Origin of the sequence: Thermobrachium celere DSM 8682 (assembly GCF_000430995.1) — a bacterium.
Taxonomy (GTDB): domain Bacteria; phylum Bacillota; class Clostridia; order Clostridiales; family Caloramatoraceae; genus Thermobrachium; species Thermobrachium celere.
In genome coordinates, this window is sequence record NZ_HF952018.1 from 681,497 (window position 1) to 698,010 (window position 16,514).

General features: G+C 31.0%; 14 protein-coding genes and 1 pseudogene. 10 read left to right on the plus strand and 5 right to left on the minus strand.

Annotated elements, in window-relative coordinates; genetic code table 11:
- Nucleotides 1–23 precede the first annotated feature (23 nt).
- Entirely contained in the window at nt 24–866 is an 843-nt protein-coding gene (locus TCEL_RS03740; RefSeq protein ID WP_040683736.1) for a DegV family protein, read from the minus strand.
- A gap of 169 nt (nt 867–1,035) precedes the next feature.
- Here TCEL_RS03740 and TCEL_RS03745 point away from each other — a divergent pair, with 169 nt between their 5' ends.
- The 4 genes from TCEL_RS03745 (at nt 1,036) to TCEL_RS03760 (ending at nt 4,814) form a co-directional block, all read left to right on the plus strand.
- Nucleotides 1,036–2,358 (plus strand): tetratricopeptide repeat protein, encoded by a 1,323-nt coding sequence (locus TCEL_RS03745; protein ID WP_018661280.1) that lies wholly within the window; start codon nt 1,036–1,038, stop codon nt 2,356–2,358.
- 141 nt (nt 2,359–2,499) lie between these two features.
- Nucleotides 2,500–3,156, plus strand: coding sequence for an acetate CoA-transferase subunit alpha (gene atoD, locus TCEL_RS03750; RefSeq protein WP_018661283.1), 657 nt, complete (start codon nt 2,500–2,502; stop codon nt 3,154–3,156).
- The gene (locus TCEL_RS03755; protein WP_018661285.1) at nt 3,153–3,815 is read left to right on the plus strand and encodes a CoA transferase subunit B; all 663 of its coding nucleotides are present in this window, start codon (nt 3,153–3,155) and stop codon (nt 3,813–3,815) included. The genes atoD and TCEL_RS03755 overlap by 4 nt, the downstream gene beginning before the upstream one ends.
- Nucleotides 3,816–3,914: 99 nt before the next feature.
- Entirely contained in the window at nt 3,915–4,814 is a 900-nt protein-coding gene (locus TCEL_RS03760) for a DUF362 domain-containing protein (RefSeq protein ID WP_018661287.1), read from the plus strand.
- A gap of 94 nt (nt 4,815–4,908) precedes the next feature.
- Here TCEL_RS03760 and TCEL_RS03765 read toward each other — a convergent pair whose 3' ends face one another.
- Nucleotides 4,909–6,378 carry a nicotinate phosphoribosyltransferase gene (locus tag TCEL_RS03765; RefSeq protein WP_018661289.1) on the minus strand — a complete coding sequence of 490 codons (1,470 nt, stop codon included), beginning with the start codon at nt 6,376–6,378 and terminating at the stop codon, nt 4,909–4,911.
- Between the two features lie 116 nt (nt 6,379–6,494).
- Here TCEL_RS03765 and TCEL_RS03770 point away from each other — a divergent pair, with 116 nt between their 5' ends.
- Nucleotides 6,495–7,436 (plus strand): RsmB/NOP family class I SAM-dependent RNA methyltransferase, encoded by a 942-nt coding sequence (locus tag TCEL_RS03770; RefSeq protein WP_018661292.1) that lies wholly within the window; start codon nt 6,495–6,497, stop codon nt 7,434–7,436.
- Nucleotides 7,437–7,449: 13 nt separating this feature from the next.
- Nucleotides 7,450–8,520 (plus strand): tetratricopeptide repeat protein, encoded by a 1,071-nt coding sequence (locus tag TCEL_RS03775; protein ID WP_018661294.1) that lies wholly within the window; start codon nt 7,450–7,452, stop codon nt 8,518–8,520.
- 22 nt (nt 8,521–8,542) lie between these two features.
- Here TCEL_RS03775 and TCEL_RS03780 read toward each other — a convergent pair whose 3' ends face one another.
- Complete coding sequence (locus TCEL_RS03780) at nt 8,543–10,516, minus strand: methyl-accepting chemotaxis protein (RefSeq protein WP_018661297.1); 1,974 nt, start codon at nt 10,514–10,516, stop codon at nt 8,543–8,545.
- A gap of 155 nt (nt 10,517–10,671) precedes the next feature.
- Here TCEL_RS03780 and TCEL_RS03785 point away from each other — a divergent pair, with 155 nt between their 5' ends.
- Complete coding sequence (locus TCEL_RS03785) at nt 10,672–11,469, plus strand: hypothetical protein (RefSeq protein ID WP_018661299.1); 798 nt, start codon at nt 10,672–10,674, stop codon at nt 11,467–11,469.
- Between the two features lie 39 nt (nt 11,470–11,508).
- On the opposite strand, the gene ftsH is transcribed toward TCEL_RS03785, so the two are convergent.
- Nucleotides 11,509–13,248 carry an ATP-dependent zinc metalloprotease FtsH gene (gene ftsH / locus TCEL_RS03790; protein WP_018661300.1) on the minus strand — a complete coding sequence of 580 codons (1,740 nt, stop codon included), beginning with the start codon at nt 13,246–13,248 and terminating at the stop codon, nt 11,509–11,511.
- A gap of 112 nt (nt 13,249–13,360) precedes the next feature.
- On the opposite strand from ftsH, the gene rnhA reads away from it, so the two are divergent.
- From rnhA to TCEL_RS03805, 3 genes are all read left to right on the plus strand, one after another.
- Nucleotides 13,361–13,825, plus strand: a complete 465-nt coding sequence (rnhA, locus tag TCEL_RS03795) for a ribonuclease HI (RefSeq protein ID WP_018661302.1) — start codon at nt 13,361–13,363, stop codon at nt 13,823–13,825.
- Nucleotides 13,826–13,986: 161 nt separating this feature from the next.
- The gene (pckA, locus tag TCEL_RS03800) at nt 13,987–15,540 is read left to right on the plus strand and encodes a phosphoenolpyruvate carboxykinase (ATP) (RefSeq protein WP_018661304.1); all 1,554 of its coding nucleotides are present in this window, start codon (nt 13,987–13,989) and stop codon (nt 15,538–15,540) included.
- A 173-nt stretch (nt 15,541–15,713) separates the two neighbouring features.
- Nucleotides 15,714–16,139 (plus strand): YaaR family protein, encoded by a 426-nt coding sequence (locus TCEL_RS03805; RefSeq protein WP_018661306.1) that lies wholly within the window; start codon nt 15,714–15,716, stop codon nt 16,137–16,139.
- 212 nt (nt 16,140–16,351) lie between these two features.
- On the opposite strand, the pseudogene TCEL_RS13435 reads toward TCEL_RS03805, so the two are convergent.
- Nucleotides 16,352–16,514: pseudogene (locus TCEL_RS13435) on the minus strand (IS30 family transposase); the annotation flags it as partial.

The window sequence follows — 16,514 nt, forward strand, 5'->3', positions numbered from 1 at the left end:
GGCCAAATAAATGGCCACCTTTATTACATAGGTAAGAATACTAGACCAATTAATCCAGGACCTGAATGAACAAGTAGGGCAGGGCTTATTTGACCAATAATTATTTCTTGAATATTTCCCAGGGATTTAACCTTTTCAGCGAATTTTAAAGCTTCTTCTTTAACACATGCATGAGGTATACCTACAATGTATTTTTTATTGTTTATTACGGCCCTCAATTCATCTAACATCCTGTCTAATGCTTGATTTTTTCCCCTAGCTTTATTAAATGTATAGTATTTTCCATTTTCATCAACTGAGATTATAGGCTTTATACTTAATAAGCTTCCTATTGCAGCTGTAACACGACCAATTCTACCGCCTTTTTTTAGATATTCAAGTGTATCTACTATAAAAAATCCCTTAACCTCTTCTTTTAATTGGTTTATTCTGCTTATTATTTCATCAAATGATAGCTTTTCCTTGATCATTTTAGAAGCCTGTAGTACAAGTAAGCCTAAACCTAGAGAAAGTATTTTTGAATCTATTACTTCAATGACCATGTCACTTATTTCACTTGTAACCATTTTTACCATATTATACGTACCACTTAAACCTGAGGAGATAGTGAGAATCAAACAATGGGTATACCCATCTTGTTTTAGTTTGTTTATTTTCTCCAAAACATCGCTAGGTGATGGCATAGAAGTTTTTGGTATTTCCCTATCTAAGTTTTGGGCAACTTCTTCAGGTGTAATATTAACTCCATCCTTAAACTCTCCATTAGAGTATATTACCTGGAGAGGAATTATTTCGATGTTGTTTTCAATTAAAATTTCTTTAGGTAAATCACATGAACTGTCTGTAATTAAAGCTATTTTTTCCATAACAAACCTCCGATATTGACTTATGAATTTATTATATATTGTTTTTTAATTATTAACAATTAAATTTTGTTAATTTTTGACTAGAAGAATTAAAATAATTTTCTTTATTAGTATTATTTACATTTAATTTGGTAATAATGTAAATAAAAATGTTTGGGGTGGTGGAATAATGACAGATAAGGAAAAGTTAATTGCTTTTGAAAAATATATGAGAGAAAAGGGGATAGATGAAGATACAATAAAGTTTAATTTGCTTGTGGTTAAACTTCTTATAAACAGAGTCCTATTTTATTTTCAAGAAAGTTTAGAGACGATTGATTCATTTACCTTTGAGGAATTTACTGATATGGTAAATATGATAGATATTGAATTTGGAGGCAGAGAAGGAATACCTAAGATGTTAAACGCTATGCTTGAATTAACAGAATTTTTAAAGGTTAATAAGTTTATAAAGGGTGGAAAAATAGCACACTATAAAAGGATGTTTAGCAATGTTGAATACTATTTAGAAAAATATGATAGACTTACAGGAAAAAGGGATGATACAAAAGAATTTATAAAAGAAATAACAACAAACAGCTTTAGTAAGTTTGTTATAAAGAACTGTGAGTATGTAAATAACTATGATTTTAAAACAATGATCCTTCTTGAAAAAATACTAAATGATATTCCACTTGAGGCATATGAAAAGAATGAAGAGACAGATCTTTTTATGAAATTTTTAATTCAAAATAATTTAATCACTATAGAAAAAAATACATTAGAGGTAACTAAGAAAGGAAGAGCACTATCAAGGCTTGATATTGATGATAGGTATGCAGGAATACTTTATTTAATGCTTTTTAAAACAAATTGGGCAAGCATAGTGGATAATATTAACTTTGATATTACAAAGATAAGAGATATTTTAATAAGTATTTTTAGTAAAAAGACAGAAGTAAAAATAAATGTAAATGAAATGATTAAAATTGACGAAAAGAATAGTATAGTTGAAATTGCCAGTGATAGATTTAGACTTGCAAGCATTGAAGCTATGACAAAAGGTGGATGCATATTAGACTTATGTTTTGTAAATATGGGTTTAGTTGAAATAAAAGCTGTTAATGGATGCTTAATATACAGAGCAACAGAGCTTGGGAAGAAAGTATTTGAAAGCTTATACAAAGATATGATAAGTGATATAAAGTATAATATAGAAATAATAAATAATGCTATAAGGGATAAAAATTATGACAGAGCAGAAAAGAAGATTTTTGAGTATTTAATGATATATGGAGGCAACAATATAGTTTGGGATTATCTAGCTCAACTTCTTATATTTAACAAAAAATATGATGAAGCATATATTGTACTTAAAAATGCCTATGAAAATTCATCTAAAAGAGGAAATGCAGTAAGGACAATTCTTTATCATTTGGTGCTAGTGGCAAGAAAACTAAAGCTAAAGGAAGAAGTTGAATTTTATGAGGGTAAGCTTAGTAATTTTAAATAGAGGATAAGCATTTTAAGAGTATATTAAAGAAAAAAGGCGAATAATATACAAAATTATGAATATTTTAAAAAAATATAAATTGTTAAATTGGTATTTTTTTTATATTATATAATTAAAGAATGGGGGTTATGGAGGTGGGTTATGAATAAAATAAAAACTATTGATGAAGTAATGGAGTTTATTAAAGATGGCCAAACAATAATGTTTGGAGGATTTTTAGCTGTAGGAACAGCAGAGAATATTGTAGATGCAATTGTTAAGAAGGGTGTTAAGGATTTAACAATAATTTGCAACGATACAGCCTTTGTAGATAAAGGTGTTGGAAAGCTTGTTGCAAATAAACAAGTTAAAAAGGTAATTGTGTCCCACATAGGTACAAATCCAGAAACAGGAAGACAAATGAATGCTGGAGAGATTGAAGTAGAACTTGTACCACAAGGTACACTAGCAGAAAGAATAAGAGCCTATGGTGCAGGGCTTGGTGGAGTATTAACACCAACAGGTTTAGGAACAGTTGTAGAAGAAGGAAAAACAATTATTGAGGTAGACGGAAAGAAGTATCTACTTGAAAAGCCACTTAAGGCAGATGTAGCTATAATAAAAGGAAGCAAAGTAGATAAAAAAGGTAATGTATGGTACTCAAAAACCACAAGAAACTTCAATCCAATTATGGCTATGGCTGCAGATTTAGTAATTGTTGAGGCAGAAGAGATTGTTGAGGTTGGGGAAATAGAGCCTGAGAATGTGGTTACTCCCCACATTTTAGTTGACTATATAGTTAAGGGGGGAGAAAGATGATTGATAAAAATCTAGTTAGGGAAATAATAGCAAAAAGGGTTGCTAAGGAATTTAAGGATGGAGATGTTGTAAATTTAGGAATAGGTCTTCCAACAGAGGTTGCAAACTACATAGACAAAGATGTTGAGGTTATACTTCAATCAGAAAACGGATTTATAGGATTAGGTCCTGCTCCAGAAGAGGGAAAAGAGGATAAAGACCTTGTAAATGCAGGTGGGAAATACGTAACTATGATGCCAGGAGGGGCATGTTTTGATAGTGCTATGTCATTTGCAATAATTAGGGGTGGACATGTAGATGCAACAGTGCTTGGTGCTCTTCAAGTAGATGAGGAAGGAAACCTTGCTAACTGGATGATACCAGGAAAAATGGTTCCTGGAATGGGTGGAGCAATGGATTTAGTAGTTGGTGCTAAAAAGGTTATTGTTGCAATGGAGCATACGGCAAAGGGCGCTCCAAAGATATTAAAGAGATGTACTTTACCTCTTACTGCAGCAAAGGAAGTGAATTTGATTGTAACTGAAATGGGAGTTATAGAGGTAACTGATAAGGGACTTGTTTTAAAGGAGATTGCTCCAAATACTACTGTTGAAGAGGTAATAGCAGCAACTGAAGCTAATTTAATTATATCTGAAGATTTAAAGGTAATGGAATTATAGTTTTAAAGGTGCCACAAATATTAACTATTTGTGGCACCTTTTTGGTTTACTTAGGAATAGGACACATATTTTGTGTAAAAACTAAAATGGGGTGATTATATGTTAAGGAAGAAGAAGCTAGAGAGTAATATAATAGGAATAGGTAGAAATAAGGATGAAAAGGCAGCTTTAAGGGAGGCATTAGGATATCTTCCAATTCAAAGTCTAATAGATAATACAACTACAGTTACTGTTATTGCAAACCTTGTCAATGTAAATCCTCCCAATAAAGGGGTAGTTGTTGGGGGAGAAACATTAAGGGAGCTTATAAGATATATAAAATCAAAAAATCCAAAGAGATTTGTTGTATCAGGAGGGGCAGGAGGGGCTAATACATTAGATGTATTGAAATCTAATGGATATGACAAGATATTAAATGAGGAACAGGTGGAATTTATTGATTTAAACTTTGGTGAATATTTTGATCTAGAATTAGAACACAGCATTGTAAAAAGCACTAAGGTAAATAAAATTATTAAAGAATCTGATGTTATAATTTCATTTACACAGCTTAAGGTTCATGAAGAGGCTACAATGTCTGCATCGATAAAAAACATGGCATTATCCATTCCACCTGCAGAGATACATGGATATCCTAAAAAGTCATTAGGAATTCATGAGGATCTTCATGGATTTATTTACGCTATGGCAAAGGCTGTTCCAATTGATCTAGCTATAGTTAGTTTAAGTCCTGCAATGATTGGTACTGGTCCATCAAAGGGAGTAGCAGTCCATACTGATATGCTTGTAGCTGGAGTTGATGCAGTTGCTGTAGATACAATTTGTGCAAGGCTTTTAGGTTTTAGACCTCAAGCAATAAATTATCTTTTTAGACTAATTAGGGATGGAGTAGGGCAAGGTAATTTGGATAATATAGATGTAAAGGGAGTAAAACTTATTGATGCAGAAAAGGCCTTTTCTAAGATTGCATATGGAAGTGAGTTTGCAATTGATGAGTAAAATTTATGAATATTATGTTTTGAGAATTTTTAAAGCCCCATGAAACTCTTCATGGGGCTTTTATATATTTATTTTTTATTAGCAGTGTATATTTTTACTTATAATTCTTTGTATATTCGTTAAGCAACCTTTGTTTTAATCCCCATACCTTAGTTGATAGGTCAACGTAGTATTTATGAGGATTTTCAAAGCGTAGTATTTCTTCCCATAGAGTTTCTAGTTGACTTTTAGCGAATTCGCGTATTTCTTTTACATTTGGAGATTTGTAAACAAGTTTTCCTTTGTCAAATATTTTGACAAGAAGAGGTTTTGCATAGAAGTTAGTTACTGTCTTTCTTTTCCATGTGAAAATAGGGTCAAATATCTCAAGGGGTTTTGTTTCATCTATTGTTTCATCATGGAAGGTTATAAGGTCAGCTATTGCTTTATTTGTTTCTTTATCAAACAGTCTATATATTTGTTTAAAACCTGGGTTTGTAATCTTTTCTTCATTTTCGCTTATTTTGATTTTAGGTATTATTTTACCATTTTCTTCAACCGCTACTAATTTATATACTCCACCAAAAACAGGCTCTGACTTTGCTGTAATTAATCTTTCACCAACTCCAAAACCATCTATCTTTGCTCCCTGTCTTAATACATCTTTTATTATATATTCATCAAGTGCATTGGAAACTATTATCTGACAGTCAGGAAATCCAGCTTCATCCAGCATCTGTCTAGCCTTTTCTGAAAGGTATTTTATATCACCACTATCAATTCTAATTCCTCTTGGTCTTATACCCTTTGGAAGAAGCTCTTCTTTAAAAACTTTAATAGCATTTGGTATTCCTGATTTTAAAACGTTATAGGTATCAACTAAAAGGAGGCAGTTTTCAGGATAAGTTCTTGCCCATGCTCTAAAGGCTTCAAGCTCTGAATCAAAAAGCTGTACCCAGCTGTGGGCCATTGTACCAACTGCAGGAATTCCAAACATTTTTTCAGCAATTGTACAAGCACTAGCTGAACATCCTCCAATATATGCAGCACGAGCTCCAAAAATAGCACCATCATATCCCTGTGCTCTTCTTGAGCCAAATTCTAGAACAGATCTTCCTTCAGCAGCCCTTACAATTCTATTTGCCTTTGTTGCAATTAGTGTTTGATGATTTATTGTTAAAAGCACCATTGTTTCAATAAATTGTGCTTGCATTATAGGACCTCTAACTACAATTAGAGGTTCATTGGGGAATACTGGTGTTCCTTCAGGAATAGCATAAACGTCACATTTAAACTCAAAGTTTTTTAAATACTCAATGAATTCTTCGCTGAATATATTTTTACTTCTTAGGTATTCTATGTCATCATCTGAAAATCTTAAGTTCTTCAGATATTCAATAAGTTGCTGTAACCCAGCTACTATACAATACCCCCCATTATCTGGAACCCTTCTAAAATACATATCAAAATAGGCTATCTTTTCTCCAACTCCATTTTTAAAATAACCATTTGCCATTGTTAGTTCATAAAAGTCTACTAGCAAAGATAGGTTTCTATCTTCCTTCCAGTCAAATGTTAAGGACATTTACCTTGCTCCTTTCAACAAAATGTAGTAAAATCTTTACGCATAATATAATTTTATTACTTATTGTAAATTAGTACAAGTATAATAAAATTAACATTTTTAGGATGGTGATTTTATTGGCTTCAATATCTGATGTAAAAAGAAGACTTCCAGGAGAATTTATAGAATTTATATATGAAGAGTTTTCAGCAGGTACAGCTGATAAGATGCTTTATTCCTTTATGGGAGATAGGTATACTACTTTAAGAGTAAATACAATAAAATACGATATAAATAGTTTGATGGAATATTTTAAAAAGGAAAATATAAAGTTTGATAGAGTACCATGGTATAAAGATGCTCTAATCATAAAGAATGCAGATGAAAAGGATTTAGAGAAGCTTGATGTATATAAGAATGGATATATATACATACAGAGCTTACCTAGTATGATTCCTCCACTTGTTTTAGATCCAAAGCAGGGAGAGAAAATACTAGATATGACAGCAGCTCCAGGCAGTAAAACGACACAAATGGCTGCTATGATGAATAATGAAGGATATATTCTAGCAAATGAGCTTGATAAGATAAGATGTGAAAGGTTAAAATATAATGTGGAGCTTCAAGGAGCCAAAATAGTTGAAGTTATAAATGGAAGAGGAGAGCAATTAGGAGAAAAATATAAAGAGGAGTTTGATAGGGTTCTTTTAGATGCGCCCTGTAGTGGAGAAGGTAGATTTAATATAAATGATGTAAAATCATATAGGTTTTGGTCAGTTAAAGAGGTAAACAGGCTTTCAAATCTACAGAAAAAATTATTAGTAAGTGCCTTTAAGGCTTTAAAAAAAGGTGGAATTTTAGTATATTCAACATGCACATTAAATAAAAAGGAAAATGAAGAGGTAGTTAATTGGGCTTTAAATAATTTAGATTTAGAAATAATGGATATTGATTTAAAAATAAATGGTGCTATTCAGGCTTTTAGTGAGGGATTTAATAAAAGTATAAGCAAAGCTATTAGAGTGTTACCATCAAAGGAATTAGAAGGGTTCTTTGTTTGTAAATTTAAAAAGAAATAGATGGAGGAGTTAGATGCTAAAGAAGGTACAGCTACTAGATGCGGCAGTAGTTAGAGATGATTTATATAACATAGTAAAGACAGAGGGTTATATTGCAGATGAGGTTATAGAAGATTTAACCTCTATAATAGATGTATTTGAAGAAATAAAGATGGTTCAAAGAATTTCAAGTGAAAGGCTTATTGCAGATTTAATTGCAAAGTATTTTAACAAAAGTTCATCATACATTAATTTGCTTATTAAATTTTTAAAGGAACAGGGTTTAATAGATTTAGAACATGAAGTAAAAATTACTTCAAAGGGAAAACTTTTAAAATATCTTGATAGGTATTATTTATCAACTGAAATTTTACGTTTTGTTTTGTTAAATTTAAATTGGGAAGAGTGCTTTAGGTCAAGAGATATTTTATTAAATTTAGATTCAAGAAGATATGTATTTGCTATGGTTTCTCAAACAAATTCAAAATTAGTAGAAGATATGAGTAAACTTAAAGAAAATAAAGTCTATAACAGTTCCTATTTTGGAGCAATAACTAATATAAACTCAAGTTCTGGTTTTAAAAAGGTAGTAGAAGAGTGTTTTGTAAAACTTAATTTGGGTTATGTTAAGAAAGATTTTTTCATACCAAACAATTTTGGGATGAAAGTTTTTAGATATTTAAGTAGAGATCTACTTGACCAGTATAATAGATTATTAGATGAATGTTGGGATTATTATGACAGGGGCAATTTTGAACAGGCCTTTGATATTGCAAGTAGCATAATAAAGGTACTTTTATTTGTTCCAGAAGCTTATAATGTATTAGGTTGCGTTTATATTAAGATGGGAGATATAGAAAAGGCAAGGGATATGTTTAATTTTGCTATAGAGGTATATGAAAAAACTAGCTTTGGAGATATTGATGCTGATTCATATATATCTTTATACTACAATTTGGGCCTTTCGTATTATTATATGAATGATAATTTTAAAGCCCTTAAAATATTTAAAACTATTAAAAAGAGCATACCATATAAAATCGATAATTTAGATGAACTAATTGAAGGAATAAAGGCTTTTACATTAATAAGGCCTTCAAACTAATGACAGTTTGAAGGCCTTATTGTTATATTCTGAATTTATTAATTTGTTCTTTTAGCTTATTAGATATAGCTTCAAGCTCTTTAGCATAATTGTGTATTATGTTTATTCCTTCAGATTGTGAAACTGTTGATGATGCAACTTCATCTGTAATTTGAACTGTATCTTCTATTGATTGACTTATTGTGTTTATTACTGCAGACATTTGTTCAGCTGAAGCAGATTGTTCTTCAGCAGCTGCAGCAACTTCTTCAATGTGTTTGTTTAATATATTTATTTGATTTTGTATAGTTGTAAGGGCAATTTTTAACTCTTCAGTTGCTTTGCTACCTTCTTCTACCAAATTTATTTCATTTTTTGTTGTCTCAACAGCAGCTTCAACCTTTAGTTGTATATTTTCTATCAATTTACCAATGTTTTTTGCCGCATTGCTACTTCCTTCAGCAAGCTTTCTAACTTCATCTGCAACTACTGCAAAACCTCTGCCTGCTTCACCAGCACGTGCAGCTTCTATTGCAGCATTTAGTGCTAATAGGTTTGTTTGAGAAGCAATATCTGTAATGGTCTTTACAATTATATCTATTTGCTTTGAAGCCTCATAAAGTTCAGTTACAACTTCCATAACTTCTGTTGCTGATTTCTTTATCTTTTCCATTGCATGTGTTGTATTCTCTACAGTTTTATAGCTGTTGCTTGCAGCTAAAACAGCCTCTTCACTGTTATCCTTTACCTTTAAAACAGACTCTGCTACAAGTTGAGCATTTGAAGCTATCTCTTCAATTCCTGCATTTGCTTCTTGAATGCTTGCTGCATTTGTTTGAGTAGTTGATGCAATGTTTTCCATAGATTTAGTTATAGTATCGATAGCTTTTACGCTGTTTTCTGTTGAAATATTAATATCGTTTGATGCATTTAGTAGCTGTGAGCTTGTTGCAGCAATTTCTGTAATAATTTGTCTTTGAACACTTACAAGGTTTAATAGGCTTCTTTGAATTATTCCTAGTTCATCATCTCTATCTATTTTAACATCTACAGATAGGTCTCCCTCTGCAATAGATTTAATATTCTCTACTAATTTGTTTATAGGAGTCGTGATATATCTTACAATTAGTACTCCTAAAAATACTGATAGCGCTGCAATTATAACAACTAGAATTGATGTGGTTAATAAAGTACTTCTATAGGCCCTTTCATATTCATCTTGGGATAGGGTTGCAACAAGTATCCAACCTGTTTTTTGTGAAGTTGCTATACCCATTATTTTTTCAATTCCCTTAAAGTTATACTTTATATTTCCGCTTTTTTGTTCAATTAACTTTTTACCCCAATCATATTTTTCAGCAAGATTTATTCCAACAACTGATTTATCTGGATGAACTAGTACTGAACCATTTGAAAGAACTATAGAAGCATATCCTTTTTCTCCAACCTTTGTCTTTGAAACAACTTCTGCTAATGTTGTCATGTTTATATCTTCAGCAACTACTGCTGTCTTTCCATTAGCAAGTTTAATTGCCTTTGCAACAGTTACAACTATTTGTCCTGTTGCAGCGTCGTTGTATGGATCAGTTACAATTATTTTTCCAAAATTAGCTTCAGCAGTTTTATACCATGGACGAGTTGTTGGATCATAGCCTTCAGGAAGCTGTTCCTTAGGAAACATTATCATTTGTTTATCTTGAGTACCAATGTAGGCATATAAAACAGTTGGGTCAGATGATTGTATTGATTCTAAATTTGTGTAAATATTGTTTATGTCGAAATTAGCAGCAGAACAAATTTTGATTATACTTTCTACTTGCTTTTCATATTTTTCAATAAACTGATCAACATAGGCTGCCTTTTCTGTTGCTATTTGTGATGTCAATTCATTAACTTTGCCTTCAATTACTTTTCCAAATTTAAAAATAGTAAATGTAGAAGTTATTAATATAGGGATAATTGCAATTAAAGAGATAATTGGAATTAACTTAAAACTAAGTTTTTTGTTTTTCTTCATCCATAACACCTCACGACTCTTTTTTTTTAAATTTCGATAATAAAATCCATAGACTTGAGTATTAATACAAAATTTTAATAATTAAATTAATTATGATGAAAAAATGTGTAGAATTTAGTAAAATATAAATAGCGAATAAAATAGGAGGGACTTAAATGAACTTAATTGAGCAAATATATAATGTAAATGATGCAGTAAATAATAAGGCTATAGACAAAAAAGGATTTTTGGTATCTTTAAATTATAAAAACTATGAGTTTTTATATAGAAGTCTAAAAAACAAAAACAATTCTGTATATATAGATAATCAAAATGAGGTTAGTTTTGTTATAAAGCTTAACAAAATAGTTGATATAAAAGAAATTTTATACTATAAAAAATCTATTGATGTGAAAATGGATTTAGAGGGCCCAGTTATAGAGCTTATAGTTGATGGACTTAGTAGTTATGAATTTTTATTTAATTTGAATGATAGATTTGGAGTTATAGCTTTAAAAAGTTTTTTAACCAATAAGCAGGTAAATGTTCATTTTGTAGTAGAAACAGCAGGAATACTGCAGAAATTCTACTCTTCATTAATGCCAATTGATGATAAAGTTATAGAGAGGGTAGAGTATGTTTTAAAATGTTTAAATGAGTATTGTTATCCTAAGATAGAAGAAGATGTTTTACAAAAAGAATCTGTAATTTTTGAGGTAGAATCAGATTATGAAATTCTGAATGATTTAATAAACATAATCGAAGCACTGCAGAAGTGGAATAGTAAAGATATTTTTTCTATTGTTGTTGATAAGGATGATAAATTTAAGATACATTTTGTTGGAGAGTTTAAGAACAAAAATTATTTTAAAACACAACTTGAGAAAAATTACAGTATAAAGGAGTATAATGGATTTTCAAAGGGTAAAAAGTTTTTAAAATATGATAGAGGGATGATTTATTTCTATATTTAAAATATGTGCCATAAACTATGGGTTTATGGCACTTAAATTTTAAGAAAGTATAGAATCAATTTCTTCTTCATAGATTGTTTCCTTCTCTAAAAGCTCATTTGCAAGTCTATGAAGTTTATCTAAATTGTTGTTAATTAGATCCATTACTTCTTCATAAAGTGTTTTTACAATGCTATTTGCTGTATCAACTATATGCTTCATATCGATATAGGAATTCTCTTGTATAACAGAATAGCTAAGAAGTCCTGAAGTTTCAAACATACCATAGTCTTTAATCATGCTTATTATAATTTCAGTAACCCTTTGAATATCATTTGAGGCACCGGTTGTTATATTGTCTTTTCCAAATATAACTTCTTCTGCAGCTCTACCAGCAAGATATACTTTTATTGTGTCAAGGAGCATCTTTTTGGTTTGATAATTTGCATCCTTTGGAACAGTTAATGTATATCCACCTGCTCCCTTTGTGCTTGGAATTATAGTTATTTTTCTTATGCTTGAGCTGTTTGTAAGCTTTGCAACCAATGCATGTCCAGCTTCATGATATGCCGTAATTTTTCTATCAGTTTCAGAGAATACATCTTTGTTTTTCTTTTCTGCACCTGCTATTACTATTGATAGAGCTTTGTCAAGGTGCTTCATTGTTATATATTCAGAGTTTTCTTTAGCAGCAAGTATAGAGGCTTCGTTCACAAGATTTTCTAGTTTTGCACCAGAAAAATATACAGTAGACTTTGCAATTTTACTAATATCTACATCATCGGCAAGTGGCTTGTCCTTTAAATATAGTTCAAGTATTCTCTGCCTATCCTTTACATCAGGAAGATTAACTTCTATGTGTCTGTCAAATCTCCCAGGTCTTAAAAGTGCTTCGTCAAGAATATCAAGTCTATTTGTTGCAGCAATTACTACAATACCATCACTACTTTTAAATCCTGACATTTCGGAAAGCAGGGCATTTAATGTTTGGTCTCTTTCATCAGATCCACTATCTGCCCTCATTGAACGTTTTTTACCTATTGCGTCAATTTCGTCAATGAAAATAACTGCTTTCCCCTTTTCCTTTGCCTTTTTAAATAGATCTCTAATTCTACCTGCACCAACTCCAACATATATTTGTACAAAGTCTGAACCATTTACTGCAAAAAAAGGTACATTGGCCTCTGTTGCAAGTGCCTTTGCCATAAGTGTCTTACCGGTTCCAGGAGGACCATATAAGATTACTCCTCTTGGCATTCTAGCTTTAAACTTTGCATATTTTTCAGGCGTTTTAATAAAGTCAACTAATTCTTTTATGCTCTCCTTTGCTTCTTCGTTACCAGCTATATTTTCAAATGTTATACCAGTATCAGTTACTGCATCAACTTCAATTGAGGATAGCTTAAAGGCTCCCCCTTTACTTTTTGAATTCTTTGTTGTTAAATATATTAAAGCAGATACAAGTGATGATGCAATAATTATAAGTATTATTGTTTCAGCTTTAGAGGATGCACTTCTTTCATGTACTTTTACACCATTTAATAGTAGAGTTTCCTTTAAGTTTAGAGAACGAGGGTTTTCGGTTGTTAATATACTTCCATCCTTTAATTTAAACTCCATCGCTTCTCTGTTTGTAATATATACATCTGTCACATTGCCTTTTTGAACTTCTTCTATGAAGTCTTTGTACATAATTTCAGAGTGAGGTCTTGAATTTTTAAATGAGAAGAAAGCAATAATTAAAACAAAAACTAAAAGGAGTATTGGAATTAATATATTTTTATTTTTTAATCTATTCATTATATCCCCCCTTAAACAAGTTTGCATAACATAAATATACATATAATTTTTAATTTTGTAAAATAAATTGTAAGTTATTTACCATGTTAATTTGAGGAATGGAGGTTATAATATGAAGGAAGTAACAATATATACAGATGGTGGTTGTAGAGGCAATGGCAAAGAGGCTGCTGTTGGTGGATATGGTTGTGTATTAATATATAAGGATAAGATAAAGGAGATAAAAAAGGGGTTTGAAAATACAACAAATAATATTATGGAATTAACTGCAGTAATTGATGCTTTAAGTATGCTTAAGGAACCATGTAAGGTTAAGCTACACAGTGATTCGGCCTATGTTGTGAATGCTTTTAATCAAGGTTGGATAGAAAAATGGCAGAAGAATGGATGGAAGAATAGTAATAAAGAGCCTGTAAAAAATAAAGAACTGTGGGAAAAGCTAATAGAACTGACAAAAATACATGATGTTGAATTTATTAAGGTAAAGGGACATAGTGATGATTATTACAATAACCGTTGTGATGAGCTAGCAAACTTGGCAATGGATGAAGTAGAAAAGAATATGTTAAACAAATAACGATATGTAATATACAATAGATAAAATATTAATCGAAATATGATGAATATATTATAATAAATGTCGCACATTGAAAGAAAAAAATATTTTACAACTCCATATTGCAATTTTTAATGCAAAAGCGTAAAATAATATTGAAGTAAATTTTAGGGGGCAGGAATATGGAGTTGCAAAGTTATTTACAAAAAATAGGAATTATTAATCCTAAAAATATCTTTTATAATCTATCTGTGGGCAAGCTAGTAGAGCATGCTCTTTTAAAGAATGAGGGAGTATTATCAGAAACAGGGGCGATTACTATAACAACAGGGGAATATACAGGTAGATCGCCAGAAGACAGATTTATAGTTGATACTGAAAATGTTCATGATTTTATTTATTGGGGAAAAGTAAACAAGCCAATTTCAGTTGAAGTGTTTAATAAAATTTATGGAAGGTTAATGGCGTATTTAGAGAATAGAGATATTTATATTTTTGATGGATACGCTGGAGCAGATGAGAGATTTGGGCTAAAGGTTCGTTTTATAAATGAAATGGCGGTTCAAAATTTATTTGTACATCAGCTTTTTATAAGAAGGAATGATTTAAAGGATTTTGAACCAGATTTTACTGTTATTGCAGTTCCAAACTTCAAGGCACAGCCAATTATAGATGGTACAAATTCAGAGGCGTTTGTTATTATAAATTTTGAAAAGAGAATGATTATAATTGGAGGAACAAAATACTGTGGAGAAATAAAAAAATCTGTCTTTTCTGTTTTAAATTATATTTTGCCTCAAAAGAATGTTCTTCCAATGCACTGCTCAGCAAACGTTGGACGTGATGGAGATGTTGCATTATTCTTTGGACTATCAGGAACAGGAAAAACAACACTTTCTGCTGATGGTAATAGATTTTTAATTGGTGATGATGAACATGGCTGGTCAAGTGAAGGTGTTTTTAACTTTGAGGGTGGATGTTATGCAAAGTGTATTGGGCTTGAAAAGGAAAAGGAACCTCAAATTTATAATGCAATAAAGTTCGGAACTATACTTGAAAATGTGGTGCTAGATGAAAATAGAATTCCTGACTATAAGGATGCTTCATTAACTGAAAATACAAGGGCAGGTTATCCTATTGAATATATAGATAATGCACTTTTAGAAGGAAAAGCAGGGCATCCAAAAACCATAATATTTTTAACAGCAGATGCCTTTGGAGTTCTGCCTCCTATATCAAAATTAACAAAAGAGCAGGCAATGTATCATTTTATGTCAGGTTATACTAGTAAGCTTGCAGGAACAGAAAGAGGAATTAAAGAGCCTAAGGCAACATTTTCAGCTTGTTTTGGAGAACCATTTATGCCTTTAAGTCCATTAAAGTATGCTAAAATGCTTGGTGAAAAAATAGAAGAACACAATGTTAGAGTGTTTTTAGTAAATACAGGTTGGATAGGTGGCCCATATGGAATAGGGCATAGAATAAACTTAAAATATACAAGGAGAATGGTTGAAGCGGCTATAAATGGTGAACTTGATAATGTCAAATATGAAGTACATCCAATATTTAATTTGAATATGCCTACATTTATAGATGGAGTTCCATCAGAAATTTTAAATCCAATTAATACATGGAATAATAAAGAGGAATATATAAAAAGTGCAGAGGATTTAGCAAGAAGATTTGATGAAAACTTTAAAAGATTTGATGGGAATAGTGAGATTTTTAATTTTTAAAGTATTTCATATAATTATATGAAAGTTTAATTATTATAAATTAACCCCATGTGAGGATTACTTCTATTTAAAAATCCTTGCATGGGGTATTTTTTAGTATCATTAAAATAGAATTGTTCATTAAATATTTGTTGTTGTATAATTGAATTAATTAATATATTTGGGGTGATTTGATGAGAATAAATAGAATAAATAGAGCAAGTTCGGGAGAAAATAAGCAAGTATCAAGGACATCTACAGCAGCAAGTTTTTCAACTGCTCTAGATCTTGCAAGTAAGGATCAAACTGAACAAAACCTTCAAAGGATGCTAAATGAAATAGACAGATTAGGCAAAAGATTAATTGCAACAAGAAGTGTAGAGGATGCAAGGGAATATAAGAAAAGGGTTCAGGAATATTTAAGCTATGTAGTTAAGAATGCATATGTATTAAAAAGAGAGATTGGGCCATATAGTTATAGTCTTCATGTAAAAATAGAAGTAATAAATGAAAAGGTTGATGCTTTAACAAAAGAACTTCTAGAACAGCATAAAGATACAATTGAGCTGGCAGATAAGATTGAAGAGATTAAGGGATTATTAGTAGATGTTTACAAATGATAATTAATTTTGATTACTTAAATTGCAATATTAAATGCAACACCCCTGTGAAAAATCATGTAGAATAGGACTGACAATAGTCAAAATCAGCCTTAAGCCCATCTTAATAATAACAGGAGATGGAGTGCATGGGTTTGTCAAGGGCTGCGTAGCAGGCGGAGCTTTACCCTTGATAAACCACAAGCGACATCTATAATATTCAAAATATGGGATTAAGCAATCTTCGATAGTTCTTCATAAAAATATTTTTCTGGGGTTTTGTAATTTAGCAATTTACGTGGCAACCTATTCATCCAATTTTGAATCCTTTGAATTGTATCAAAAGATAAGTCTTTGATGCTTTTACCCTTAGGGATAAAACGACGTATAAGACCA